The sequence below is a fragment of the Acaryochloris thomasi RCC1774 genome, assembly GCF_003231495.1.
Taxonomy (GTDB): domain Bacteria; phylum Cyanobacteriota; class Cyanobacteriia; order Thermosynechococcales; family Thermosynechococcaceae; genus RCC1774.
In genome coordinates this window covers 76,169-101,698 of sequence record NZ_PQWO01000001.1, presented here as the reverse complement: position 1 = coordinate 101,698, position 25,530 = coordinate 76,169, and the positions used below count along the sequence as shown (strand labels likewise).

General features: G+C 50.8%; 26 protein-coding genes, 1 pseudogene and 1 riboswitch. Of the genes and pseudogenes, 15 read left to right on the top strand and 12 right to left on the bottom strand.

Translation table 11 applies throughout. The annotated features are described in order from the left end of the window. The first annotated feature begins 25 nt into the window (after window positions 1-25). The 5 genes from C1752_RS00600 to queC all read left to right on the top strand — a co-directional run bounded on the left by C1752_RS00600 (window position 26) and on the right by queC (window position 4,004). Complete coding sequence (locus tag C1752_RS00600) at window positions 26-718, top strand: hypothetical protein (RefSeq protein WP_110984111.1); 693 nt, start codon at window positions 26-28, stop codon at window positions 716-718. Continuing rightward, on the top strand, window positions 718-1,527 hold the full coding sequence (locus C1752_RS00595) for an FHA domain-containing protein (RefSeq protein ID WP_110984110.1): 810 nt from the start codon (window positions 718-720) through the stop codon (window positions 1,525-1,527). Before C1752_RS00600 ends, C1752_RS00595 begins: the two co-directional genes overlap by 1 nt. Window positions 1,528-1,530: 3 nt before the next feature. Further along, on the top strand, window positions 1,531-2,532 hold the full coding sequence (locus tag C1752_RS00590) for a glycosyltransferase (protein ID WP_110984109.1): 1,002 nt from the start codon (window positions 1,531-1,533) through the stop codon (window positions 2,530-2,532). A gap of 330 nt (window positions 2,533-2,862) precedes the next feature. Next, window positions 2,863-3,237, top strand: a complete 375-nt coding sequence (locus C1752_RS00585) for an endonuclease domain-containing protein (protein WP_110984108.1) — start codon at window positions 2,863-2,865, stop codon at window positions 3,235-3,237. A 38-nt stretch (window positions 3,238-3,275) separates the two neighbouring features. Then, window positions 3,276-4,004, top strand: coding sequence for a 7-cyano-7-deazaguanine synthase QueC (gene queC, locus C1752_RS00580; protein ID WP_274704408.1), 729 nt, complete (start codon window positions 3,276-3,278; stop codon window positions 4,002-4,004). 8 nt (window positions 4,005-4,012) lie between these two features. Here queC and C1752_RS00575 read toward each other — a convergent pair whose 3' ends face one another. After that, window positions 4,013-4,495 carry a hypothetical protein gene (locus C1752_RS00575; RefSeq protein ID WP_110984106.1) on the bottom strand — a complete coding sequence of 161 codons (483 nt, stop codon included), beginning with the start codon at window positions 4,493-4,495 and terminating at the stop codon, window positions 4,013-4,015. Here C1752_RS00575 and C1752_RS00570 point away from each other — a divergent pair. From C1752_RS00570 to C1752_RS00560, 3 genes are read left to right on the top strand one after another with little or no spacing between them, the layout of a single operon-like run. Next, complete coding sequence (locus tag C1752_RS00570) at window positions 4,494-5,384, top strand: alpha/beta fold hydrolase (protein ID WP_110984105.1); 891 nt, start codon at window positions 4,494-4,496, stop codon at window positions 5,382-5,384. The genes C1752_RS00575 and C1752_RS00570 overlap by 2 nt on opposite strands. A 4-nt stretch (window positions 5,385-5,388) precedes the next feature. Next, window positions 5,389-6,318: a tRNA epoxyqueuosine(34) reductase QueG gene (queG, locus tag C1752_RS00565; protein WP_110984104.1), complete on the top strand. Its 930-nt coding sequence runs from the start codon at window positions 5,389-5,391 to the stop codon at window positions 6,316-6,318. A 2-nt stretch (window positions 6,319-6,320) separates the two neighbouring features. After that, window positions 6,321-7,406 carry a YheT family hydrolase gene (locus C1752_RS00560; protein ID WP_339373352.1) on the top strand — a complete coding sequence of 362 codons (1,086 nt, stop codon included), beginning with the start codon at window positions 6,321-6,323 and terminating at the stop codon, window positions 7,404-7,406. Window positions 7,407-7,476: 70 nt separating this feature from the next. Beyond that, a riboswitch (cyclic di-GMP riboswitch) is annotated at window positions 7,477-7,567 on the bottom strand. Between the two features lie 185 nt (window positions 7,568-7,752). Here C1752_RS00560 and C1752_RS00555 read toward each other — a convergent pair. From C1752_RS00555 to C1752_RS28235, 5 genes are all read right to left on the bottom strand, one after another. Further along, complete coding sequence (locus tag C1752_RS00555; protein ID WP_110984102.1) at window positions 7,753-8,211, bottom strand: cupin domain-containing protein; 459 nt, start codon at window positions 8,209-8,211, stop codon at window positions 7,753-7,755. A 94-nt stretch (window positions 8,212-8,305) separates the two neighbouring features. After that, entirely contained in the window at window positions 8,306-8,644 is a 339-nt protein-coding gene (gene petJ, locus C1752_RS00550; protein ID WP_110984101.1) for a cytochrome c6 PetJ, read from the bottom strand. Window positions 8,645-9,159: 515 nt separating this feature from the next. After that, the gene (gene psbV, locus C1752_RS00545) at window positions 9,160-9,651 is read right to left on the bottom strand and encodes a photosystem II cytochrome c-550 (RefSeq protein WP_110984100.1); all 492 of its coding nucleotides are present in this window, start codon (window positions 9,649-9,651) and stop codon (window positions 9,160-9,162) included. A gap of 295 nt (window positions 9,652-9,946) precedes the next feature. After that, the gene (accD, locus tag C1752_RS00540; RefSeq protein ID WP_110984099.1) at window positions 9,947-10,867 is read right to left on the bottom strand and encodes an acetyl-CoA carboxylase, carboxyltransferase subunit beta; all 921 of its coding nucleotides are present in this window, start codon (window positions 10,865-10,867) and stop codon (window positions 9,947-9,949) included. Window positions 10,868-11,329: 462 nt separating this feature from the next. Continuing rightward, entirely contained in the window at window positions 11,330-11,614 is a 285-nt protein-coding gene (locus C1752_RS28235) for a hypothetical protein (RefSeq protein ID WP_158534974.1), read from the bottom strand. A 301-nt stretch (window positions 11,615-11,915) separates the two neighbouring features. On the opposite strand from C1752_RS28235, the gene sir reads away from it, so the two are divergent. Both sir and C1752_RS00525 read left to right on the top strand, forming a co-directional pair. Next, window positions 11,916-13,823, top strand: a complete 1,908-nt coding sequence (gene sir / locus C1752_RS00530) for a sulfite reductase, ferredoxin dependent (RefSeq protein WP_110984097.1) — start codon at window positions 11,916-11,918, stop codon at window positions 13,821-13,823. A gap of 11 nt (window positions 13,824-13,834) precedes the next feature. Next, window positions 13,835-15,082 carry a BaiN/RdsA family NAD(P)/FAD-dependent oxidoreductase gene (locus tag C1752_RS00525; protein ID WP_110984096.1) on the top strand — a complete coding sequence of 416 codons (1,248 nt, stop codon included), beginning with the start codon at window positions 13,835-13,837 and terminating at the stop codon, window positions 15,080-15,082. Between the two features lie 36 nt (window positions 15,083-15,118). Here C1752_RS00525 and C1752_RS00520 read toward each other — a convergent pair. From C1752_RS00520 to C1752_RS00510, 3 genes and pseudogenes are all read right to left on the bottom strand, one after another. Beyond that, window positions 15,119-15,705: pseudogene (locus C1752_RS00520) on the bottom strand (Uma2 family endonuclease). Window positions 15,706-15,879: 174 nt separating this feature from the next. Continuing rightward, window positions 15,880-16,368 carry a P-loop NTPase family protein gene (locus tag C1752_RS00515; protein WP_110984095.1) on the bottom strand — a complete coding sequence of 163 codons (489 nt, stop codon included), beginning with the start codon at window positions 16,366-16,368 and terminating at the stop codon, window positions 15,880-15,882. 92 nt (window positions 16,369-16,460) lie between these two features. Next, on the bottom strand, window positions 16,461-16,745 hold the full coding sequence (locus tag C1752_RS00510; protein ID WP_110984094.1) for a DUF2470 domain-containing protein: 285 nt from the start codon (window positions 16,743-16,745) through the stop codon (window positions 16,461-16,463). Between the two features lie 145 nt (window positions 16,746-16,890). On the opposite strand from C1752_RS00510, the gene efp reads away from it, so the two are divergent. Both efp and accB read left to right on the top strand, forming a co-directional pair. After that, complete coding sequence (gene efp / locus C1752_RS00505; protein WP_110984093.1) at window positions 16,891-17,451, top strand: elongation factor P; 561 nt, start codon at window positions 16,891-16,893, stop codon at window positions 17,449-17,451. A 10-nt stretch (window positions 17,452-17,461) separates the two neighbouring features. Next, a complete protein-coding gene (gene accB, locus C1752_RS00500; protein ID WP_110984092.1) occupies window positions 17,462-17,929 on the top strand; it encodes an acetyl-CoA carboxylase biotin carboxyl carrier protein in 468 nt (155 codons plus the stop codon). A gap of 90 nt (window positions 17,930-18,019) precedes the next feature. On the opposite strand, the gene C1752_RS00495 is transcribed toward accB, so the two are convergent. The 3 genes from C1752_RS00495 to C1752_RS00485 all read right to left on the bottom strand — a co-directional run bounded on the left by C1752_RS00495 (window position 18,020) and on the right by C1752_RS00485 (window position 19,692). Then, window positions 18,020-18,529 (bottom strand): pentapeptide repeat-containing protein, encoded by a 510-nt coding sequence (locus C1752_RS00495; RefSeq protein ID WP_110984091.1) that lies wholly within the window; start codon window positions 18,527-18,529, stop codon window positions 18,020-18,022. 150 nt (window positions 18,530-18,679) lie between these two features. After that, window positions 18,680-19,444: a DUF1350 family protein gene (locus tag C1752_RS00490; RefSeq protein ID WP_110984090.1), complete on the bottom strand. Its 765-nt coding sequence runs from the start codon at window positions 19,442-19,444 to the stop codon at window positions 18,680-18,682. Then, window positions 19,441-19,692 (bottom strand): hypothetical protein, encoded by a 252-nt coding sequence (locus C1752_RS00485; protein WP_110984089.1) that lies wholly within the window; start codon window positions 19,690-19,692, stop codon window positions 19,441-19,443. The genes C1752_RS00490 and C1752_RS00485 overlap by 4 nt, the downstream gene beginning before the upstream one ends. Before the next feature lie 117 nt (window positions 19,693-19,809). Between C1752_RS00485 and C1752_RS00480 the strand changes: the two genes are divergently transcribed. The 3 genes from C1752_RS00480 to C1752_RS00470 all read left to right on the top strand — a co-directional run bounded on the left by C1752_RS00480 (window position 19,810) and on the right by C1752_RS00470 (window position 25,501). Next, a complete protein-coding gene (locus C1752_RS00480) occupies window positions 19,810-20,535 on the top strand; it encodes an FkbM family methyltransferase (protein ID WP_110984088.1) in 726 nt (241 codons plus the stop codon). Window positions 20,536-20,811: 276 nt separating this feature from the next. Continuing rightward, window positions 20,812-22,494: a GTPase HflX gene (hflX, locus tag C1752_RS00475; RefSeq protein WP_110984087.1), complete on the top strand. Its 1,683-nt coding sequence runs from the start codon at window positions 20,812-20,814 to the stop codon at window positions 22,492-22,494. 85 nt (window positions 22,495-22,579) lie between these two features. Further along, window positions 22,580-25,501, top strand: coding sequence for a CHAT domain-containing protein (locus C1752_RS00470; protein WP_110984086.1), 2,922 nt, complete (start codon window positions 22,580-22,582; stop codon window positions 25,499-25,501). Window positions 25,502-25,530: the final 29 nt, after the last annotated feature.

Below are 25,530 nucleotides of genomic sequence, written 5' to 3'. Positions count from 1 at the left end.
GTTTAGTCTTTTCACTTATATCTATATGCCTACCTCCAATCAAACACCAATTCTACAAGGCTTGCTGATCAGCCTTTTGCTTGCTCCACTCTTGCTGCTCAATAGCTGTGGTGCAACAGAGCAAGAGGCTCCGCCTTCAACTGAGGCTGCTGCCCAGCCAGATCAGCTGAGTACCGGTGAACCCACAACTGTGAAAGCATCGGTAAAGTTTAAGCAGGATGGGGGGCAAGAGCGCTTCACCCTCAAATACAAGCCCGACGGAGCCAAGCTAGAGGATGCTGCGGGGGCTGAGATTGCCAGACTGAATATAGACGCAGCCCAGAAGGTCAAAATTAAGGATCCTCAGGATCAGGTGCTGGGTTACGTGGTGCCGACCACTGGAGCCTGGAAGCTAGAAAATGCCGAACAGTCAGAGGAGCTTTATATTCTTCGCCAACAGGATGATGGCGACTACAAGCTAGAAACCGGTAGCGATCAGCCAATTTACCGAATTAAGAAAAGAGAGTATGGATATGAAATCGAATCTCCTGACAAGCAGTCCCTCTACAAAGTAAAGGAGAAGGAAGGTAAGATTTCGCTCCGCAATGCTGAAGATCAAACCGTTCTCTATTCCAAGGACAAAACATCCCCGATTGCAATGGCCTGCTTCGGGTTTGAGGTGCTGACGCCAGAACAGCAGGCCGCCCTCGCCTATGCCGTTTCTCAGTCAACTCCCTGATGCGTATTCAACTAATTTGGACTGATCCGGGCAGCGGGCAAGTCTATCAGCCCGTGTTTGCTTTGCCCATTGCCCTCGGACGTAGCTTTGGCTTGATGCCGGGGTCTCTCGATGGACAGGCGGTTAGCCGGGTTGTGCTGGCCGATGATCAGGTGGAGATTTATCATGCACTGCTTAAAGAGCAGGATGGGTCTGTTGCGATTGAGGGGCAAGCCAATGCGTCTCTGAGCGTGAACGGCATTGCTTTTAGTTCTGCACCGTTACAGGAGGGCGATCTGATCCAGATCGGCCCCTTTGAGCTGGAGTTCAAGCTCCCGGCTGAAGATACCCTGCCGCCGGTTGCTCCCGTTGAGGCTGTGCCGCAGAGTCCCCCCTCGGCTGCTGGCGAAGACCTGCAGCCTCCGTCGGCGGCTGGAATCCCTAATCCAGTGTCAATGAGTGGGGCGAGTGGGTTTGATGAATTGGCCTCGGGGCTATCCTCGGCTGCAGGGGAGAGTGTTGCTGGGAACTGGAGATGCGATCGCAAAGTGGGCTTCCTGTTCAAGCGTCCCTGTGAGCGCACGACACCTCAGGGCTGCCCCTACTGTCGCAATGGTCAGGCTAACAACGATCCCTACTTTTACGACTATGATCTTTACCCCAACTATGGACGCTATGGTCGGGGCTATTGGGGCTACAGCTATTATCGTGATCGCGATCGCTACGCCTACAACAGCGATTCACGGAATGTAGACTTTACTGAAGCCGATGCTGCCAGCTTTGAAGATGAAACGGATACCGACTATGAAACCAGCTTTGGTGATAGCTAGAGTATGACCACCTGGCTCATTTATGCTCTTGGCGGTGGTTGGGGACACTTGAATCGTGCGATCGCGCTGGGTTGCAGAGCGGCACAGCAGCATCGAGTCCGCATTCTAACCAACTCTCCCTACGCAAGCTGGGTTCAAGAGCAGCTACAGGCAAATGTGCTGCCGGTCCCAGCGTCGCATTTAGAACTGCAGGTGCTATCGGCTCAGGTAGAACCGGCTGAGACTAGTCATCAGGTTCAGGAGCAGATCTTGAATGCTGAATTTGACTGTTTGATTGTTGATACTTTCCCGAGGGGGCTGGGGGGTGAACTGGTAACCTGCCTACCGATGCTCGAGATCCCTAAGGTACTGATTCACCGTGTCTTGAATCCCGACTATGTGGTTGCGAAAGATCTCGTCCCCTGGGTTGCCCAGCAATACGATTTGGTTTTAGTCCCAGGGGAGAAAGAGGACACCTGTTTTGCGGATTTGCCCCAAGCGGTCATTACTGAACCGTGGGTGATGTTGAGCCATCCAGAATTAGATCCAATCAATACACCTCAACCCTTGGTGATTATCTCTGCGGCAGGTAATCCAGACGAACTAAATTTTTGGGGAGAACTGACGGCGAAGATTCAGGCTGCGTTTCCGCAGGTGACGGTGCGCTGTTTAGCGTTTCAGCAGCCGCACAACTGCCCCGAAGAGTGTTGGGTACAGCACTGGCCGGGGATGACGGTTTTGCAGCAGGCAGATGTGATTGTGGGGGGAGCGGGCTACAACACGATTTTTGAGGCTGTTGCGTTGGGTATTCCGCTAATATCGCTTCCCTGTGATCGTCGGTATGATGATCAGAAGCAGCGGGCTATTCAGTGGTCCCATCCGGTGAGCAATGCAGAGGATGCGATTGCAACTCTGTCTGTATTGCTCCAAGCCCCGCGACATCAAAATAGATCATCAAGGTACGTGAATGGAGCCGATACAGCGGTCCCTTTGATTGCAGGTTTACCTGCGCCCCTTGATGGTTAGCCAATAGCCTGCAGTGTTTCTCGTATGATGCTGGCGATGATCCCCCCCAGCCCCCCTTGAAAAAGGGGGGAGAATTCTTGCTGATATTTTATTGTTAGAACAAAAGCTAGATACCAGCTATGAACCATCAAATATAGCGGTATACGTATTGATTAGGACATCAAAATGTTTGAACACCATGTCTGCTAAAGAAGGTCTGCCCTAACTCAGCCGCGTATTGCTATATTCAACCTACAACTGGCCCCAAGCATCACAGTAAACAGTCCCCAAACACCTAATGTAAAGCATCAACAGCCACCCCCCTTCTTAAGGGGGGATTAAGGGGGGATCATGCCCAATCTCAATCAAAGCAACTTCCACCTCGCCTACAACCCCAAACTAATCGCCAGAGCCAAACAACTCCGCAAAAACATGACCCCAGCGGAAAAAAAACTCTGGTACGGCTATCTAAAAAACTTCAAATTCAGAGTTCTAAGACAACGTCCCATCGATCACTTCATCGTTGATTTTTACTGTCCCAGCCTCAAGTTAGTCATCGAAATTGACGGGGGACATCACTCTGTTGAAAAAGTGAAAGAGTATGACCAAGCCAGAACTCAGGTCTTGGAGGGTTATGGCTTGAGACTATTGAGATTTACTAATCAGCAAATTTTGCAAGGCTTTGAACAGGTCTGTGAGGTAATTGAAGGGCTGATCCCCCCTTAATCCCCTTTGGAAAGGGGGGCGAGTTCTTTAGTGCAGCAATTACTGAAAGATTGATATCCATGAAAGCAGTTATCTTACTCTCGGGGGGCCTCGACTCCTCTACTGTTCTCTACCGTGCTAAAGCGGAGGGGCTGGATTGCTATACGCTCTCCTTCGACTACCAGCAACGACATCGGCAGGAATTAGAAAGTGCGATCGCAACTGCAAAAGCAGCCAACGCCACCGAACACCAAATCATCAACTTCGATCTGCGGCTTTGGGGCGGTTCTGCCCTAACGGATCAAAATATTGATTTGCCAGCCCATCGTTCCTTAGATGAAATGTCCGAGCAGATCCCTGTTACCTACGTTCCGGCTCGCAATACTATTTTTCTCAGCTTTGCCCTCGCCTATGCAGAAGCGATCTCAGCTCAGCAGGTCCACATTGGTGTTAATCAGCTCGATTACTCTGGTTATCCTGACTGCCGCCCTGACTATATTCAGGCAATGGGTGAAGTCTTCCGGCTGGGGACGAAACAAGGGCGTGAAGGGCAGCCCATTGAAATCGTGTCGCCGCTCATAAACCTAACTAAAGTTGAAATCATTGAGCTAGGAAATCAGCTCGGCGTACCGTGGCAAAAAACCTGGTCCTGCTATAGCGATGGGGGTGGACAGTCCCCTCCCATTGCCTGTGGGGAGTGTGATTCTTGTCAGTTGCGGCTAGCCGCCTTTGCGAAGTTGGGCCTCCAAGATCCGCTGCCCTATCGATCGACCCAGGTAAAAAACTGAGGCTCTGATTAAGACTCTTTGCGACGTTCTAACATCTCAACTCGACCAAACAGCTCCTGCACCTGCTCATTTTGCAGACCCAAGACTTCAATAACTCCAGAGAGTCGCTGAGTCTGTAGGTTGACCACATCTATTAAGCGATCAAATTTTTGTTCTGTTTGCATTTGTTGTTCCGTTAGGAGATCAAACTTTCGATCTGCCTGCAGTTGCTGCTCTGTAATGCGGGTCAGTTGTTCGTCCACGCGGTCTAAACGCTCAGCTCTACGCAAGTCTGACTCTTGCAATTGGCGTTGAATTGCCAGCATTTGCTCAATCTGCTTCTCAAATTCCTCGTTGGTCATTTGTTCCTCACGACTGCCTTCTCTAAGTGTAATCGCGATTGCCTTCAGCTTTGGTATGGCTCGAGGATAGGCGGTCACCTCATCCTGCGAGATGGGGACAACCCCTATATCATTAAGGAAGATTAAGAATATCCATTCTAAAAATTCCATGACTGCTCAACTTGCCGCACCTGCGATCTCAACCCAAACCTGGACCTGGCAGGGCCACCAGATCCACTACGCAGTTCAGGGAACTGGTCAGCCCCTCGTGTTGGTTCACGGCTTCGGTGCCTGCATTGGTCACTGGCGCAAAAATATTCCGGTATTGGCAGCGGCGGGCTACCGTGTCTTTGCCCTCGACTTACTCGGTTTCGGAGCCTCGGATAAGCCAAAGCTCGACTACAGACTAGAGATATGGCAAGAGCTGCTGCAGGACTTCTGGTCAGCGTTTATTCAAGAGCCAGCCATCTTCATTGGTAACTCAATGGGGGGGCTGATTACTTTGATGATGCTGGCACATCACCCTGACATTAGCGCTGGCGGCGTTCTCCTCAATTCTGCCGGGGGCTTGAATATGAATATGCGCGATGACGAGCAGAACGTTGTCCGGCGCATTTTAATGGGGGGCATCAATACCCTGATTGCCTCGAAGCGTCTGGGGCCATCCCTTTTCAATCGCGTACGAACCAAGCAACGCATTCGCGGTTCTCTCTCTCAGGTTTACCGCAACCCTGAAGCGATCACCGATGAGCTGGTGGATATGATCCATGCCGCTGCTGCCACACCGGGTGCCCAGGAAGCCTTTGCCTCAATCATGACGGCTCCGGCAGGTCCAAGACCTTCTGAGCTGTTGCCCAGCATCGAGAAACCGCTGCTGGTGCTTTGGGGTGAGAACGACCCTTGGGCGGCACTGCCGACCGCCGATATCTATCGCCTGCTCAGCGAAGAGGCGGAGACTCAGGTTACGTTCAAAACGATTCCAAACACCGGCCACTGCCCCCACGATGAACGCCCCGAAGTGGTGAACCCGTTAATCATCGATTGGCTCTCCCAGCTTTAACGAAATGGATTTTTGCCCTGATCTGGTAAAGCAACAGGCCTTAGATATTGGCTTTCATAAGGTCGGGATTTCTGCCGTTCAGCCCCGCGACACGGCTACTCTCCAGTCCTGGTTAGCGCAGGGCTACCAAGCAGAAATGGCCTGGATGCAGGATCCGAGACGGCAGGATATTGAGCAGGTGATGCCGGGTGTGCGTTCGGTGATTTCCGTTGCCTTGAATTACTACGCGTCTCAAGAGCGTCCACAAGGAAAGCAATACGCCAAGATCTCTCGGTATGGCTGGGGGCGAGACTACCATCGAGTCTTAACGAAGCGCCTTAAGGCTTTTTCTGCATGGTTAGAATCGCAAGGTGAAGGCATCCGCACGCGTTACTACGTCGATACTGGCCCGGTGCAAGATAAGGTTTGGGCTGAACGCGCAGGTCTGGGCTGGATTGGCAAGCATAGTAACTTGATTAGCCGCGACTATGGCTCCTGGATTTTTCTGGGGGAAATTCTCACGAACCTTGAGCTAGAACCCGATACGCCCCATACTCAGCATTGCGGTACCTGCACCCGCTGCCTAGAGGCCTGCCCTACCCAAGCCATTACGGAACCCTTTGTGGTGGATGCCAATCGCTGTATTGCCTACCACACAATTGAAAATCGTTCGGAGACGCTCCCCCAAGAGGTGGCTGACAATCTGCAGGGCTGGGTGGCAGGGTGTGATATTTGCCAAGATGTTTGTCCCTGGAATCAGCGGTTTGCCAAAGAAACAGATATCCCTGACTTTCAACCCTATCCCTGGAATGTGGGGCCAACTCTGGCCGAGCTAGCAACGGTGTCGGAGGAAGAACGCGATCGCAAGTTCCCTGCTTCAGCCCTCCGTCGCATCACGCGCAAAATGCTACAGCGCAATGCCCAGGCCAGTTTAGACAACCCTGTACAAAAATAATGATGTATACTCCGCCTCTGCTGCTCAGAAATGGTCTAACCATGACCCTGTATATTGCGCTGTGGGCAAATCGCAATTGGAAGGCCACCATCGCTGCCCCTGAGCCACCCTATCAAGAGCATGTGTTTACTGGCGCTGAAGATACCCCCATCTTTGGCATTATGGCCATTCCCGAAAACGCCAAGGGAACGATCGTGGGCACCTACGGCATCACCGGCACGCTCGACAATCAGTGGTACTTGAGGTTGCTGGGCCGCAAAGCCTATGCCGACGGTTATGCCGTGGTTCTCTTTGACTGGCGTGCCCACGGCAAAACGGCTGAACTCTCGCCCGCCTTAACCTCTGACGGGATTTTTGAAGGCAAAGACTTTGTCCATATTGCGGCGCAGGCAAAAGCGATGGGCTGTCCCGCGCCCTTCTGGTTCACAGGGTACTCACTCGGCGGGCAGTTGGCGCTGTGGGCCGTGAACGCCGCCGAGACCGTGGCTGACTGGGGGCCAGAACTAAATATCCAGGAATCTGAAATGGCGGGTGGCGCAGTGATTTGCCCCAGCTTGGAATCAAATCGCTCATTATCCTATCTGGTGAATGCACCGCTAGGTAAATATTTAGAAGGTGCGATCGCAAAATCGTTAAAGCAACTGCTATGGCAAATTCATGCCACCCATCCCGAGGCGATCGATCCCGCTGCAATTGAGCGCGCCAACAGCATTTGGGGGTTTGATAATGAGATCGTCATTGGCCGTCTAGGCTTCGATTCCGTTGAAGATTACTATGCTGCAACCAGCCCGCTCTATCTACTGCCGAAATTAAAGAAGCCAACGCTGATCGTCTATGCGGCGGATGACCCTATGTTTGACCCGACGCTCGTTTCCGAATTGCAGCACCTTAGTACCGAAAACCCAGCCTTAGAGCTGGTATTAACTGATCATGGAGGACATGTCGGCTATTGGAATAGCGAAGCAGGACAGCGCGACAGCGGAGACCGCGACCAGTGGTGGGCCTGGAACCGCATCCTTGAATGGTGGCAAAAATTCCCTGTCTTGGATTCACAAGTGATAGATGTTAGAGCTGCCAAAATATCTTAAACTGACCGATTCCAACCCAAAACCCCCACCCAGAAGGGCAGGGGCTTGGGCTTTGATTATGTAAAGTCCCTTCGGAACCAACAGCATCCATACCCCTAAGATGGTTTTTAGGTCTGCCAGTTTGCGCCTTGTCCTTTCGGAACAAGTTGCCATTTCGGGGACTCAGCTGGGCTATATGCGGGGGGTATGACAGCCCAATAAATACATCGTAAAAGATAACTAAACCGTGGTTAACCGAGAAATTACGGAGATTTTGCAAACTTTCCTATACGCTCTTGCTTAAATCGTGTATTTGTCCCAGTAGCGCGTCTTCCAGCGCTGTTCCTCGTCTAGAGGAACAGATGCTCTAAAGATAAGGCGCCCCATCTCGATGGCTAAACTTCCAGCCCAACTCTGTTTGAACGGCAACCAGATCGTTATCAGGGTAGCTTACGCGATCTTGTGCCGTGCGATCTCCCACCTCGAGATATGCAACGTCAGTATCAGAGCGGTTGATTAGATGGTGACCATCTTCAGTGCCCGCTGGGAACCCCGCCGCCATCCCTGCTCTTAAGACTTGTTCGCCTTCGCCAGTGACCAAGGTTATCGCTCCCTGAAGCACGTAGATGAACTCATCTTGATGACTATGCCAATGGCGTAGCGCTGAACGGCTACCCGGCGCCAACCGCGTTAGGTTAACACCAAAATTTTTCAAACCTGCAGCATTACCCAACCGCTGCTTGATTCGCCCAGCTACAGCAGACTCAAATATCTCAGGATAACTAGAGCCTGTTTCTACGGTTACTTGATGCGGATCAATGATCATTAATCATCGCCTCTCTGATAACAAAACCGGCTCCTCTACTTGAGAAGCCGGCCTATAACCTTCAGCGAGTGCTGAATCTTCGATTTATTTCAGCTTAGCCAGCCCAACCTGCTGCAGCTTGGTCCAAAACATAGGCTGCAACGTTCTCAATATCTGAAGCAGATAAAGTGCTACCAAAAGCAGGCATTGCGCCATTACCGTTGGTGACCTGAGTTGCGATCGCATCTGCTGTATCTTTGCCATTAGCAGAAAGGTCATCCTGCTTTAAGGTTTTCGCAGGGTTAATCGTATTGTTGCCACCCATATGGCAAACAGCACAATTTGCGTTGAAGACGCCAGCACCGGCACCAGCATCAGCCGCCATTGCAGGACTTGCAAAAGTAACAGTTACAAGTGCCATTGCCATTAGGGCAATAGATAGTAGCTTTTTCAAAATGATTCTCCTCTCTTGAGATAATGTCAGACTGTGAAAACTCTGATGTTTCACAGAAATTTTATTGTAAAGACCAGCCTTGGCAAAGCCTCAGCTCAGATCGTGAGCCAGCATATACCCACGTCAGTATTTTAGGATGCGCGACGCCCCTTACACGCAAAAGATGTTTAGACCTAATAGATTCAAAAATCTTGAGCGCCCCAACCCGGCGTCGTCTCCGACGCCCTGAGGACCAAGGCAGATAGCTTATTTTATCCGATAGCCAACTTCCTGGCATCTCTCGGCACCCAAAACTTAAGATCGCTGCACTGCTGAGGGTTGAACAATTGAGTATGGCCCTCTGCATTCACCTTTACAGGAACCGCTTCAGTCGCCTTAAGATAACGGCGAATTTAGAGATTGATGGTGGCGGCTTGAGCTGGCTGGCCTATTGGGAATAGACCCAAAGGACCAGCAGCAAACGAGCCAGGTGATGAGTAGTGGATTCAATGTTCAACATCATCAGGTCTAAAGGATTAGCGAGTGGATTTACCGCCGCCCCATGATTCGCCTTTAATATTGGGCTGTACCAAGATGTACTGAGCTACATCGACTAAATCTTCGTCATTTAGATTTCGCATTGCAGGGAATACATCTGCACTCTGAGTGCTGGGATGCAGTTCAGCAATCTCTTCTAAACCGTCATACGTGGTTGGATTATTCATGTAGTCGACTAACGCAGCCACATTATTGCGAGAAGGGTTTGCACCTTCTAATGACCCTGTTGACAGATTGAGGGTTGGATTTGTTTTTGTGTCGCCACCGGTATGGCAGATTGAGCAGGCAAAGTTGAATTTGCGCTCACCGTTAGCCAGGTCATCTAGGCTCGCGGTCACTGTAGCCCCGCTGGCATCTGCAGAGACTGTCCGAACGGCTTCGGTAATTTCTACAGCATTTGCACTACCCGTCAACAATTGGAACGCCAAGAAGACTGTAGCCACCGCCAGCAACATGTATCTTTTCAGCATAGTTCTCCTTTCAATTTTGCTTCTTTAATCAGGCTCTCATCAACACAGATCAATCAATACATCTCAAGTGAGCAGCTCCCATGGACGCAAACAAATCCTCAACATTAAGCGATCACAGACTCACAACCTCCTCTTCAGAGCAAGGGTAATCTGTCGCTATTTATGTAATCGATAGGTCTGCAAACCCCATGATTATGAGCTTGATTGATTCTGCTAATATCATGCCATTGAGAGGTCCCTTTCCCAAATCTGCGCTTGATATAGTTTGGAATGGTGATATTGGCAATATTCAAAATTAGCGTCCAATATGCTCTGCAGCAGGATTCATCTGCCCCTTAGGCATATCTGAAACCTTGGGTAAAGGCTGGTGAATTCGAATCAATCGCGCTAGCGTGGCCTTCAGTTGTGGGCGCTGTACAATGGCATCAACAAAGCCGTGATCCAGCAAATATTCAGCGGTCTGGAAGTCATCGGGTAGCTTCTCTCGCAGCGTTTGCTCCACCACTCTGCGTCCGGCAAAACCAATCGTCGCCTTAGGCTCAGCTAGAATCATATCCCCCAGCATGGCAAAGCTAGCCGTCACTCCACCCGTCGTAGGATGGGTCAAAACGGGGATATAAAGAAAGTGATGGGCTCGATGTCGCTCTAGTGCGGCTGAGGTTTTTGCCATCTGCATCAAACTCAACATTCCCTCCTGCATTCTTGCTCCCCCTGAGGCGCAAACAATGATGATCGGGCGACGGTCCTGAGTGGCTTGTTCAATGAGTCGCGTTAACTTTTCACCCACAACCGATCCCATACTCCCTCCCATGAACCGGAAGTCCATGACCCCCAATGCTACGGGTAGGCCTTCCATCAGTCCCAAGCCGGTCTGCACTGCATCCCGCAGTCCGGTTTTCTCTTGATAGTCCTGCAGCCTCTCGCAGTAAGCCTTGCGGTCTTTGAACTTGAGCGGATCGCAGGCGATTAAATCTTCATCCATTGCTGACCAAGTTCCGTCATCAATCAGCTGATGAATACGCTCATCGCTGAAGACACGCATGTGGTGATTGCATTCTACACAGACCATGAGGTTCGTCTGTAAGTCTTTTGTGTAGGTCAATGCGCTGCAGGACTCACACTTCGTCCATAGCCCGTCAGCGATATCTCGCTCGGGTTGCGCCTGTGGTGCAGGACTTGATTTTTGACGATTTGCAAACCAGTCAAATAAGGACATGGGACTTGTGAATTCCTCTATAGCAAGGCCAAGGGTGACAAAGACAGATGAGCGTCTATGAATCCAGCCACCCTATTGTCCAGTTACAGATGCATTAGAGCAATGGGGGATGAATCGTTAACAGATTATTAACTTTGATTCTAGCGAGCATCTTGACCTTTTCGTGCAGGAATCTATAAAAGATGGCGGGTCTGGGATCAGCTCTGATTTTGACAAATGTCGATCGATTCTGGGATTAGGCGATGGCAGAAAATGACAAACGGTAAAAAATAATACAAATTGCATCCTTGCCCCTTTAAAGAAGAAAAGGAGACTTGGGTACTCTGATCTTAGAGACAGATTTAGACCTTACTAACTCCATCACGTTTCAAGATCATCATGCTAAGCCAGACTAACTCGAACCGATTTCCTATGTGGCAGTACCTTAACCAGCCACTCTTTCACCCTGATGTTCAGCTTCAGCTACACCCCAGTCAATTCTGGCGGCAGCATCGTATTCAGTTCCTCGATCGGTGCTGGAGTCGAGACTGTGCTCGGCATAATCATCCTCATCAATAAATAATGCGCATGATGAGTCGTTACTGGTTGATCGGCATGGGGCTGATCGGATGACTGAGGCATTCGCTGGTACTTCCCTGGTGGACTCTTCGCTTTAGCTCCGTTATTGTGCTGGTGGAGCGACACCACAAAACTAGTCTTGATATAGAGTTCAGGATTCTGACTGAGAATCTTGCCTCGACCCAACACGATTGGCTCTCACCATTGGTATGTATCAATGCTGGGGGCCATTGTTTTTGGCCTCCTTTCAGGGGTCTAGAGCCTGCTTCAAGGTTGGATGTTATGAAGTTTGGTGACTCTCTTGCCTGCTCTCACCCCCTTCAGAGAGTGGGCGATGTACAATTATGGAATAGGATTCATCCTAATCCCGACCGGATTACCGGGCAATCTTGTCTCAATTAATCTACCTTAATAATTATTAGCTACCTGATCGCCTCACTTACTCCGGGGTGATTTTCTGTCTTTAAGTCTATTTTCTGCGCCTGTACACATGGTTAACGCTCCTTCCGCTCCTTCGATTGCTAAGCCCTCCAAACTTGAGAAGATCAAGGAAAATAGTCAGTTCCTGCGTGCTCCTCTAGTGCAAGAACTGCAGACACCCACGTCCTTTTTGCCTGAAGACGCGATTCAGATCCTCAAGTTTCACGGATCTTATCAGCAAGATAATCGGGATAACCGAGTTCGCGGGCAGGAGAAAGATTATCAGTTCATGCTGCGTACCCGCTGCCCAGGGGGCTTCATACCGCCTGAGCTTTACCTGACACTCGATCATCTGTCAGAAACCTATGGCAATCAGACGCTCCGGGCCACCACTCGGCAGGCTTTTCAGATGCACGGCATTTTGAAAAAGAACCTGAAGGCAGTGATGGCTGGCATCATTAAGAGTATGGGGTCAACTTTAGGGGCTTGTGGCGACCTCAATCGTAATGTGATGGCGCCGCCGGTTCCCTACACGAACCGACCTGACTATGCCTATGCGCAAGATTATGCCAATCGGATTGCTGATCTACTGACGCCCCAGACGGGTGCCTATTATGAGATCTGGCTTGATGGTGAGAAGGTTGTTTCGGGAGAAGAGCATCCTGAAGTTAAGGCTGCCCGTCAGAGGAACAGCCACAATACCAATATTAAAGGTACAGAAGAGCCGATCTACGGGGAGCACTATATGCCCCGAAAGTTCAAAATTGCGGTGACGGTACCCGAAGATAATTCTATTGATCTTTATACCCAGGATCTGGGTCTGGTGGTCATCACCAACGACCAAGATGAGCTGGAGGGCTTCAATGTTCTGGTGGGCGGTGGCATGGGCCGCACCCATAATAAAGAAGAAACCTTCGCGCGTATCTCTGACCCGTTGGGGTTTGTGGCAAAGGACGATATCTACGATCTGGTCAAGGCTGTAGTCGCGACTCAGCGAGATTATGGCGACCGCCACCAGCGTCGTCATGCGCGGATGAAATACTTGGTGAATGACTGGGGAATTGAAAAGTTTAAAGGGGTTGTTGAACAGTATTTTGGTAAGTCTTTAGAGGCGTTCCGGTCGCTGCCTGATTTTAAGTACGAAGACTATCTGGGCTGGCATGAGCAGGGGGATGGTCAGCTCTTCTTCGGGCTGTCGATGGTAAATGGTCGGGTCTATGATCAAGGGGATTTGCGTCTGAAAACGGCTCTGAGGATGCTGGTGAAAACCTACCAGTTACCGATACGGATGACGGCAAATCAGAATCTGATTTTGTACAACATTCAACCCGGTCAGCGCTCAGAAATTCAGCAGCTCTTGCAGAGTCACGGCGTCCAAATGGCGGAGGAGATCGAGCCGCTGGTGCGCTATGCGATGGCCTGTCCGGCGATGCCGACCTGTGGTCTGGCGATTACAGAGTCTGAGCGAGTCATCCCGAGTATTGTGGACCGGCTTCGGGCGTTGCTGAATCGATTGGGTTTGGAACAGGAGCATTTTGTGATTCGGATGACGGGTTGCCCAAATGGCTGTGCCCGCCCCTACATGGCGGAGGTGGGGTTTGTGGGCATTAAGCCCGAAACCTATCAGCTTTGGCTGGGTGGTTGCCCCCATCAAACTCGGTTGGCTCGCGTTTATCAGGAATTGATGCCGATTCAGGAGCTAGAGGCGACATTAGAGCCGCTGCTGGTTTACTTTAAGCAGTCTCGCAGCGGTAAGTCTGAGAGCTTTGGCGATTTTTGCGATCGCATCTCTTTCGAGTCCCTGCGCCAGTTTGCCCAAACCTACGATCCGAGCGCGGTTTCCAAGACCAGAGTGCGGCACCGTGTCAATCTGCGGCCGGAGGTCTACAGTCGCCTTAAGGATAAGGCGCAAGCTGAAGGTCAAACGCTGACCGAGCTAGCCTCTGATGCACTGGAAGCTTACCTGCAGTCTCAGTAAGCGAGCTGCCCATGAAAATTGTGGTCGTGGGCGGCGGTGCTGCCGGATTCTTTGGTGCGATCGCCTGTGCTGAAGCCTGTCCTCAGGCTCAAGTTACGCTGCTAGAGGCTGGGAAAACGCTGCTGGCAAAGGTGCGAATTTCGGGCGGTGGTCGCTGTAATGTGACGCATTCCTGCTTTGACCCGGCGGCGCTGGTGCAGCATTACCCACGCGGAGGGAAGGCACTGCGGGGTGCTTTCAGCCGCTTTCAGCCCCAGGATACGGTAGCCTGGTATGCCCGACATCAGGTGAAGCTGAAAACAGAGGCCGATGGCCGCATGTTCCCGGTTACGGATGATTCCGATACGGTTGTTCAGTGCTTGCTGCAGACAGCGAGGCGTCTAGGGATCGAGATTCTGACAGGCGCTGCCGTCTCTAGCGTTGTCAAACAGGCTAGAGGTTTTCGGGTGACGATGGTGTCTGGAAGAGAGAGGAGATGCGATCGCATCCTCTTGGCAACCGGCAGCAGCCCCCAAGGTTGGCGCATCGCTCGATCATTGGGGCACAAAATTATCTCTCCAGTTCCGTCATTATTTACATTCAAAATTAGGGATTCTCGCCTCGAAAACTTAGCGGGTGTCTCCGTAAATCCGGTGCATGTGCGGCTGAAGACTGCAGATGAAAACGGTAAAGTCTCCACGCTTGAGCAAATGGGACCGCTGTTGGTAACCCACTGGGGTGTCAGCGGTCCCGCTGTTTTAAAGCTGTCAGCCTGGGGTGCACGTGCATTACATACTGCTCAGTATCGAGGACAGTTGCTTGTCAATTGGCTACCGTATACATCGATGGAGCAGGTGCGGGAGATCTTACAAACGGCTAAAGGGGAAATGGCTAGACGTGCGATCTCAACCTACAATCCCGTACAGATTCCGCAGCGCCTCTGGCAAAGACTCGTTGACGCCGCTGCTGTACCCGCCGAAAAACGCTGGGCAGACCTCTCAAAAAAAGAGCTGAACCATCTGACCGCACACCTCACGCAGGACAGTTACAGCATTCAGGGCAAAGGAGTTTTCAAAGATGAATTCGTCACCTGTGGCGGGGTCGCACTCAAGGAAGTTAACTTTAAGACCTTGGAAAGTCGCTGCTGTCCGGGGCTGTTCTTTGCCGGGGAAGTTCTTGATATTGACGGTATTACTGGGGGCTTTAACTTTCAAAGTGCCTGGACTACAGCTTGGCTGGCCGGTCAGGCAATGGGGCAGAGATTGTCCGAAGATGACTAGATGGTTAGAGAATACTGCCAAGAGAATGCTCTGCGATTACAAGATACCTTGCAAGTTAAGGGTAAAGCCGGGAAGTGTACATCTTCTCCAAAAAGCTGGCTGGGCTGCTCTAAAAGTTGAACGCTCTGACCGCTACGATAAATTTCTACGTGCTGGTTTTGTGGATCAATGAGCCAGCCTAGACGAGCACCATTTTCTACGAATTCACGCATTTTAGTCTGCAGCGAGGAGAGGCTGTCGCTCTTTGAGCGTAATTCGACTACGAAGTCGGGGCATAGGGGGGCAAAGCCTTCTTTCTCTTCTTCAGTCAAGGTATCCCAGCGATCTCTACTAACCCAGGAGGCATCAGCAGCGCGAGTTGCTCCACTGGGCAGCTTAAAGCCACCGGATGACTCGAAAGCTATGCCCAAGGATTCGTTTGCTCCAGCCCAGTTCCAGAGTTGAGCTGTAATGCTGATATTGCGTCTGCTCGACTCGCTCCCAGTTTGGGGATTCACAATTAACTCTCCATCGGCAGTGCGCTCTAATCGTAAGTCGCGGTTGGCTGTTGCGATCGCTATAAATTCTGATTGAGAGACGCGAAGGGAAATCTCTTGAGGCAGCTCGAAGGTCAGGGTCTGCATGATGACATCTTCTGTGAAGCGCTGGCTGCCATTCTAGCCTAACCCCCATTTCTTTGAGCTGCGTTCAACAATATATTTGATGAAAATCTGACGGAAGAATGAGCGCTAAGTTCACAGCAAACTTTGGAGTGAGCGGCAGCGAGCAAAAAAGTTATCCCGTGCAAATGATTTGTGTCATACCGCAGCGTATTCTGATGGGTCGTTAAACTCACGCTTGCTGCCATTGAAAGAATTAAACAAATCCTGATGTCTGGCTAGGCCGTATTCATCTTGCCTTGTGTTGTACTCTTTTACCCACTGAATCAGGTTTTCAAAGTTATTTGATTGTGCTTCCGCCGTATCGAATTTTTCCGGTTCCCACGGTCGGCTGCGGCAATGCGATAGACATACCTCAACACCAGGATTCAAAAAAATAAGCTGCTCGCATTCTCCTAATAGCGGCTCCAGAATATTAGCGTAACAGCCTTCAATGACCCAGCTTTCGTTACATGCGATGAAGCGTTTTGCTGCGGCAATACTATCCGCTAAAGGGCGTCGGTTGGCCGTTTTCTCTTCAAATACAATTTCGTCGAGCGACAGAACAGCGGCTCGCTCTTTTTCAAGTAGTTTTTGGGTAAGGGTGCTTTTCCCTGCGCCCGCATTACCGAGTAGTATGACTTTCACGAGACAATGGCTGTTCCTACGGTGTAACTATAGTGGTGAGGCGAACTGCTCCATAAGGTGAAAAGGTTAGTCAGTGACAGGCTCGAATATAGTCAGTGGGCCGCCTGACGTGCCTGCTTAAGCATCGCAATGAGGGTTTGATGAGCATCTTCAGAATCCTGTAGCGCGTGGTCAAACTCCACCCGCACGGGGACAGAATCGCCGTTGACTTGGGCTACTAAGTTCATTCCCTGATTGTCAATACTTTTCATCTCAGCGGCTGTGGCCTCGGGCGTTTGACCATAGATCTGCACATAGACCGCCACCGCTTCGCCATGATCTTCGTTCATGTGCTTACAGATGCGATCGCTAACCGCAGGAGATAAAGCATCAGACATCAGACAGTATCCTTACTTAGACTTTTTGATACCTTAGCAAAAACTGAGAGCCTCAGATAGATTGGTGCCGCTTCCCCACAAATCAAGCATCGGCATGGACCGCAGGACGGTAAAATAAATTGCCGATTGTTCTAGCGCAGCCATAATGATCTCCAGTAATGACTTTCGTACCGGCACCAGCATTGAGATGGACGGCTCTGTGTGGCGGGTAGTTGAATTCCTGCACGTCAAGCCGGGGAAAGGGTCTGCCTTTGTTCGGACTAAGCTGAAGAACGTCCAGGGCGGCAACGTCATGGAGAAAACCTTCCGGGCCGGTGAAATGCTGCCCCAGGCCAATCTGGAAAAATGCGATATGCAGCACACCTACAAAGATGGTGACCAATACGTTTTCATGAATATGGAGACCTACGAAGAAACCAACATGAGCCAAGAGCAGCTTGGTGAAGCTGGCGGCAAATATATTAAAGAGGGCATGGACGTCAAAGTTATCCTCTGGAATGAGCGGGTGCTTGAAGTTGAACTCCCTACCTCAGTCGTTTTAGAAATTACTCAAACTGACCCCGGCGTTAAAGGAGATACCGCGACTGGTGGTACAAAACCTGCAATTTTAGAGACTGGAGCCCAAGTGATGGTGCCCCTCTTTATTGCCCAAGGAGAACGCATTAAAATTGATACGCGCACAGATTCCTATCTCGGACGCGAATAGGAGGTGTACCGTGGATTTTGATCTTAAACAGCTTCATGAACTTCTTGCGATTCTCAACCAAACTGATGTTGAGGAACTATCGCTGAAGAGTGCAGACTTTGAACTAAATATCCGCAAAGGCAATAGTCCAGCGGGTACAACCGTGGTCACAACATCAGCACCCACGCCTCTAGAACCCAAACTAGAGATTGTCCCTGACGCAGAACCCGCCCCCGCCTCTGGGCCTGACAAAAAGTGGGTCAAGGTTACGTCTCCCATGGTGGGCACTTTCTACCGTGCGCCAGCTCCAGAGGAGCCGTCCTTTGTGGAAACGGGCGATCGCGTTCAAAAGAATCAAACACTCTGCATTATCGAGGCAATGAAGCTCATGAATGAGCTAGAGGCTGAGCTGAATGGCGAAGTGATGGAAATTTTAGTAGAGAACGGTGAACCTGTGGAGTTCGGCCAGACATTAATGTACATCAACCCAGCAAAATAGGGATTTCTGCAGGGAATATTCATAAGCGATGAGTCTCTTCGTCCCTCACTTGGAAGTTCGCAAGTGGGGGACGTCGGTCGTCTGGCGCTCTTACGCTGGTTTGCCCGAGCTTAGGATACTGCCGTCTGGCATCAGTGTGTCTTGTAAAATTGCTGTTGTCAGATCAGTGCCGGTTAAGTTGGCTCCGAATAGGTCAGCGCCGCTGAGATCTGCTCCCTTAACGTTGATGTCTCTCAGATCTGCATACTGGAGCTGAGCACCTCGCAGCATGCTGCTGCTTAGAGTCGCGCCCCGAAGCGTGGCCTGCTTTAAACAAGCGCCTGCCAAAATAGCATTACTCAAAAACGCGCTGTCAAGATTCGCTTCTGTTAGGTCTGCTCCGCTGAGATTGGCTCCAAATAGTTTTGCGCCATCAAGATTGGCTCGATTGAGCTGAGCTAAAATCAGATCTGCGCCGTGCAGAGAGGCTGCCTTGAAGTTGGCGTTTTGAAAGATGCCGTGGCTCAACTCCGCCAGACTGAGCTGCGCCCGTGGTAGCTGAATGCCCTTGAAGTTCCGCTCTCCCTCGGCATAGTGATTTAACAACTCTTCAACGGTCATTTGCAAGTGGGGTGACTGAGTATTACAAGGCTCTGGGGCTAAGTAAGATTGAGTCCCACTACTTCCTCGACTTCAGTGGGGTAGAACATCGCTCTCTTTTTTTAGTATTCCTCTCTCTAAAGAATGGTGTTGTTCTTGCAGGGGTTTGGATCAGCTTACTCTCAGCGGATCTAACCACCGTACAACCGTACTTTCCAGCTGCCTCAGTTCCCGATAGACACCCTGCCGGATCCACTGGCCCACGGCATCAAAGGGGGTAAAGTTCTCGCCCGCTTTCCAGTTGAGATCGGGGCCCATTGGTGTGAGGTGATTGCCTGACAGACGCTGAACGACGACCATTCCGGGGAACCGCTGCTCTAGCAGAGAGGCCAGTTTTGGGGTCTGATCCAGACTGTCGTTGGAAAACTTGACCAACAAGTTTCGGCGGACTTGGTAATGCTCTTGGACTAAACGCTGGGTTTCGTTGGGAGAAGGTCTGAAGACAAGTGGAGCATCAGGACTCAGGAATTCAGAAAACGGGATGGCCTGTTCGGCTCGTTCGTTGTTGAAAGAAATCAAGATATTCCCGGCCCGTTCGATTTTATACAGGCTTCCCAGCATCAGGTGTAGCTTGCAGCCCATGCTATGTCCTAAACCGTAGACGGGCAGAAATCTTTTGAGGCGACTTGTTGCATGGAGTTCGGTCTGAACGGCTGCAAACTTAGCGGCAATATCGTCAACCACCCCAAAATGATCCACAACGGTATCAAAAGAGGTTGTGATAATGGCGTATCCTTGCTCGCAAAGAGATTCTAGGAAACGTTGATAGGTTGTTTGGGGGGCACCACCGATAAAGGCTCCCCCTAAGAAGTGAATCACGGCGATGGGATGACGGGGCAACAAGACCCAGTTCCCGGCCACTTTTTGCCAGATCATTGGGGGGCCCGCTGTGAGAGTTCTGTGGGGGGGCGATCGCAACTCCAGGCCCACCAAGCTTGACCACAGTGGCACTGATAAAATTCCTGCCATCGCCGCTCGAACTTGTCATTGACGACAGGGGCACGACGGTTGATCCAGACCTGTTCGGCTTCAAGGCAGCTTGCCTGACATTGCGGACAGCTAAATTGATGGGCATGGACCGAAGACTGGGTCCAACTGGGAGGAGCAGGGTCAAATGCGTTCATAAAACTATTGTAAAGCTATTGTCAGCTCGAGCTAGTTACTTCGGGGGGACGGTTGCCCAGTATGATTGAGTCTGTTTCTCTTAATGCAATTCTGTGTGTTCTCAATCCATGAAATCTATGTCTAATTTTGTTCTGCGCCCTAACACCAGTGATGAAATTATTCGCCAGTATATTTGGGAACACAACGAATACCGTATTCCAGAAACCTTGCAGCCCACAGATGTGATCATTGATATCGGGGCGCATATCGGCTCATTTTCTCACCTCTGCTGGCAACGGGGGGCGCGAAAAATCTTTGCGTTCGAACCCTTTCCTGAAAATTTTGAGCTGTGTCAGTCCAATCTAGCCGCGACCTCCGTCACCTTAGCGAATAAAGCCGTATGGACCTTAGATCCTTCGCCGCTATCACCGCTTTTTTTGACGGGCTTTTCCCCGATGCTTCTCGATGGTCCTGACCCGATTACCCCCGGCGACATGAATACGGGGACCCCCTCCGTGTTTGGGAGTGCAGGTAAGGCGGTGGAGACTATTGCCTTAGATGACATCATTGGTGATCAGTCGGTGCGTATTTTGAAGGTGGATTGTGAGGGTAGTGAATTCCCTATTCTGCTGACCGCCAAACGCTTGAAGCAGGTGCAGTATATTACCGGCGAATATCATTTGATGGAAAAATGGCCCGCCGCTGCGCTCATGGATGGGTATACAGAATATACGTTGGGAGATTTGGCGGATTGCCTCACCTCTTTAAGATTTCGAGTTGAGTTCGTCCCGTTCAAAGATCCGTCGTTTGCCGCCCGAGTCGGCAATTTCTTTGCTTACAACCTAGACTGGTCAGAAGATTAAGTAGGCAGACACAATTATTCTACAGGTGGGTTCAGCGTTTATTTAGGCTCAGCTACTCAGTTCAAAATTGCCGAAAAGCGGTTGCAAATGCTGCTCAATTATTTCTGCCTGGGACGAGCCTACCGAAAACTTCCTAGACTTTACCAATAACAACAAAGTACTTTAATGCTCTTAGGCTGGTAGTCTTGGCTGATTGTCAGTGCCTCCTTGTCTCGGTCCTCAGTAAGTCCCCTTTACAATGAGTGTATGTAATGAAGGAAAACTATTGGAGGGCTTATCGAAACGATCTACGGCAACCTGAAGGGCTTGAAGCCGAGCCATATTAAGCAACTTAAGCGTCTTTACCATCAACGATTGCCGGGTGATTGTTTGACGACGCCGGAGTTCGCCCAGCGTTTAGCAGCGATCAGCAGCGAGATTCACCAGCCCATCTGTAGCTATCTCAATCGACGGGGGCAGGTCATTCGCATTGGAATTGGCTCTCCTCATCAAACCCAGATTCCACCACTAGAGCTGCCACGCTACGGTGCAGAGCGATTGTGTGGAATTCGCTGTATCGCGACTCAGCTTAAACGAGAGACGCCGAGTGAGTCGTCATTGACGGCCATGGCGCTGCAGCGATTAGATGCTTTAGCGGTTCTGACTTTGACGGGTGAGGGTTTTGAACGACGGGGCGGCGGTGCAACGGGCTACGTCAAAGATGCTTATTTAGCTCATTTAATCCCTCACCCAGAAATGCCTTGGACGACGACGCCTGCGCTGAGCCTGGATCAGTTGAGTCAGCAAGATTTCTTGGCGTTGGTGGATGGGCTAGAAACTGAGTTCAGACAGGCGGTGGCCCAGCAGGCTAATGTCACGGGTGATCGCGTTCTTTTGGTCGGCTTGATGGTGCAGCAGGACACGGTTGTGCGTTTTCAGGAAGGTCTTGAAGAGCTGGCGATGCTCGTAGATAGTGCCGGGGGAACGGTTCTGGAAACGCTGCGGCAAAAGCGGACCCAGCCTCATCCTCAAACGGTAGTGGGCCAAGGAAAGGTGCAAGAAATGGCGCTGCGGGCGCAGACGTTAGGCGCGAACCTGATTGTTTTTGATCGAGATTTGTCTCCGGCGCAGGTGCGGAATTTAGAGACTCAGATCGGGATTCGGATTTGCGATCGCACCGAAGTAATCCTAGATATCTTCGCCCAGCGCGCTCAATCCCAGGCCGGTAAGTTACAGGTCGAACTGGCCCAGCTTGAATATCAATTGCCGAGACTCTCAGGACGTGGGCTTGCGATGTCTCGATTGGGGGGTGGTATCGGCACCCGAGGTCCGGGTGAGACAAAGTTAGAAACCGAGCGGCGGGGCATCCAGCGGCGTTTGAGTCGCCTGCAAAAAGAAGTCACTCAGCTCCAGGCCCACCGCTCGCGGATGCGTCAGCGTCGTCAGCATCAGGGCGTTCCCTCTATTGCGGTGGTGGGCTACACCAATGCGGGTAAGTCAACGCTGCTTAATGCCCTCACCAATGCTGATGTCTATACGGCAGATCAGCTCTTTGCCACGCTAGATCCGACAACCCGACGGCTAATGCTAACAGCCCCTAATAGCCATGAGCCACTGCCCCTATTACTGATCGATACGGTTGGCTTTATCCATGAGCTACCGCCGCCGTTGGTGGATGCCTTCCGTGCCACCTTAGAAGAGGTGACCGAAGCTGAGGCGCTTCTGCATGTGGTGGATTTATCGCATCCGGCTTGGGAGCATCATATTCAATCGGTGATGGAAATTTTGACGACGATGCCGGTGACGCCGGGGCCGATTCTGATTGCCTTCAATAAGATTGATCAGGTGGATGGGGAAACGCTGAATTATGCGAAGGAAGAATTCCCTCAGGCGGTGTTTATTGGAGCTTGCGATCGCATCGGTTTTGAGACCCTACGCCAGCGTCTAGCTCAGCTTGTAACCTATGCCGTTTCTATCTGAATCTAGCGTCCGTTGCGTTTTTGATAACCCACGCTTGTCTACTGAGTTTTCACCTTAGGATGGCTTTAGTGAAAAAGCATAGGCAATGTCTTTGATAAAGTGCTTTAGTTTTGCGATCGCAACCACGTTCTCAGCTTTAACAGGGTCTTCTCTGCTAGCGCCACAGTTACCAATGGCTTCACAGGCTTGGGGGCAAGCTGTAAGCTCACAAAAAAGAGACGCTGCACAGCTTTTAGCGCAAGGAATTGAACTCAGACAGCAGAGACAGTTTCAGGCTGCCCTGAAGACACTACAGAAGGCATTGATCCTTTATCAAACCCAAAAAGATCCACGAGGCCAGAGGAACAGTTGGTACGCGATTGGTGATGTTTATTACTATCAGTCTCAGTATCTGCAAGCACTGAAATCTTATCAAGAATCTTTCGCCACCCAACAAGCTATCCTTGCCCCCAATCCGGCTGATCTCAAAACGCAGGCAGTTTTGCTAAACGATCTAGGACTTGTCAGCAATCGCCTGGACCAGAAGCGGAGGGCACTGGAGTTTTACAACCAAGCGCTACCAATAACTAAAGCAGTCAAAGATCGCAATAGTGAAGCCGCCACCCTCAACAATATTGGTAGTGTTTACGCGGATCTGGGCCAGAAGCAGAGGGCACTAGCGTTTTACAACCAAGCGCTACCAATAACTAAAGCGGTTAAAGATCGCGATAGTGAAGCCGCCACCTTCAACAATATAGGTCGTATTTACGCTGACTTGGGTCAGAAGCAGAAGGCACTGAAGTTTTACGACCGGGCACTACCGATACTCAAAGAAATTGGCAATCGCAGTGGTGAAGCGACCATCCTCAATAACCTAGGCGGTATTTACGCTGACTTGGGTCAGAAGCAGAAGGCACTGAAGTTTTACGACCGGGCACTACCGATACTCAAAGAAATTGGTAATCGCAATGGCGAAGCCATCACCCTCAACAATATGGGCGGTGTTTACAATGACTTAGACCAGAGACAGAAAGCCTTAGATCTCTATAATCAAGCACTACCGATACGAAGAGAGGTCGGAGACCGCAGTGGTGAAGCCGCCACCCTCAACAACATCGGCAGTATTTACGATGATCTGGGTCAGCGGCAGAAAGCCTTAGACCTCTATAACCAAGCGCTGCTGCTGCAAAAAGAGATCGGAGACCGCAGCGGTGAAGCAACCACCCTCAACAACATTGGCAGTGTTTATGATGATCTGGGTCAGCAGCAAAGGGCCTTAGACCTCTATAACCAAGCTCTATCGATACGAAGAGAGGTCGGAGATCGCGGCGGTGAAGCAGGCACCCTCAACAATATTGGGGTTCTGCTCTCCGCACAAAATCAATCCGAGCTGGCCATTATCTTCTACAAACAATCGGTGAATATTAAAGAATCTCTTAGAGACGAGATTCGATCGCTTTCTTCTGAGCTTCAGCAGTCCTACACCCAAACGATTGCCTCTACCTACCGCGATCTTGCCAATCTACTCCTGCAGCAGGATCGCGTCTTAGAAGCCCAGCAAGTTTTAGATTTACTCAAAGTCCAAGAGCTAGATGACTATCTCAGCCAGGTTCGGGGCAATACGAAAACAAGTAAAGGCGTTACCGTTCTCAAACCAGAACTCGCTATCTTGAACCAGCTCAGCGAGTCCCAAGAGAACGTCATTCAACTCGGGCAAGAACTCACCAAGCTGCGCCACATTTCCCAAGATGATCGTACCCAAACCCAGCAGAAACGCATTGACCAGCTCGTAAAGCTGCAGCAAAACCTCAACCAAGACTTTAATCAATTCATTGCTAGTCCTGCAGTCCAGACAGCCCTCGGTCAACTAAGCCGCACGGCCCAGCGTCAGTCCGTGGATCTTGCTGACCTAGATGCTCTGAGAGATAACCTCAAACAGCTCAACGCCGTTCTGCTTTACCCGCTCATTCTTGAAGATCGCCTAGAGCTGGTGATCACGACTCCGAATAGCGCCCCCATCCGCCGCACTGTCTCAGTTTCTAGACAAGAACTCAATCAAACCATTGTTGCTTTTCGCCGCGCCCTCCAAGATCGTCGCAGCTCTGACGTTAAACCTCTCGCCCAGAAGCTTTACTCCTGGCTCGTCCAACCCATCGAAGCTGACCTCAAGCAAGCCAATGCCGAAACTATCATCTACGCTCCCGATGGACAACTGCGTTACATTCCCCTGCCCGCACTCCATGACGGGGATCAATGGCTTGTTCAGCGACTGCGGGTTAATAACATCACAGCTAAATCCTTCAGCAATCTCAACCCCCAAACTCAAGGGCCGCTGAGCATCCTAGCCGGAGCTTTTGTCAGTGGGCAGTACAGCTTTCAAGTTGGAGCGGAGCAGTTTGCCTTTTCGGGTTTACCCTTTGCAGGCAAAGAAGTCTCCCAACTTGTCACCACTATTCCCGGAACAACTCGCTTGCTCGATCAAGACTTTAGTGTGGCTAAATTTCAGCCTCGTATGAACGAACACAGCATCGTTCACCTTGCGACCCATGCCGCCTTCGTCCCTGGCCAACCGGAAGACTCATTCATTTTGTTTGGTAATGGCGATCGTGCCACACTCCGAGATATTGGCAGTTGGTCCCTCTTCAACGTCGATTTGGTCGTCTTGAGCGCCTGTGAAACGGGATTGGGCGGCAAATTTGGTAATGGTGAAGAGGTGCTAGGGCTAGGCTATCAGTTTCAGAACCGGGGAGCTAAGGCAACGCTTGCTTCACTGTGGCAAGTCGATGATGGCGGAACACAGATGCTTATGAGTGCATTTTATGGCAACTTGAAGGCTGGCCCTGTATCCAAAGCAGAAGCTTTACGACAAGCTCAGATTGCAATGATCACTGGGCGAGACAGCAGTATGAGCGATCAGCGTGGCAGCATCAAAGTAGTTGATGATCAGCCACGGAAACAGAAGCAGAAAAACAACCTCAGTCATCCCTACTACTGGGCACCTTTTATTTTGATTGGTAATGGTTTGTAGGAAGGTTCTATCGATTGATTTCTGCTAAC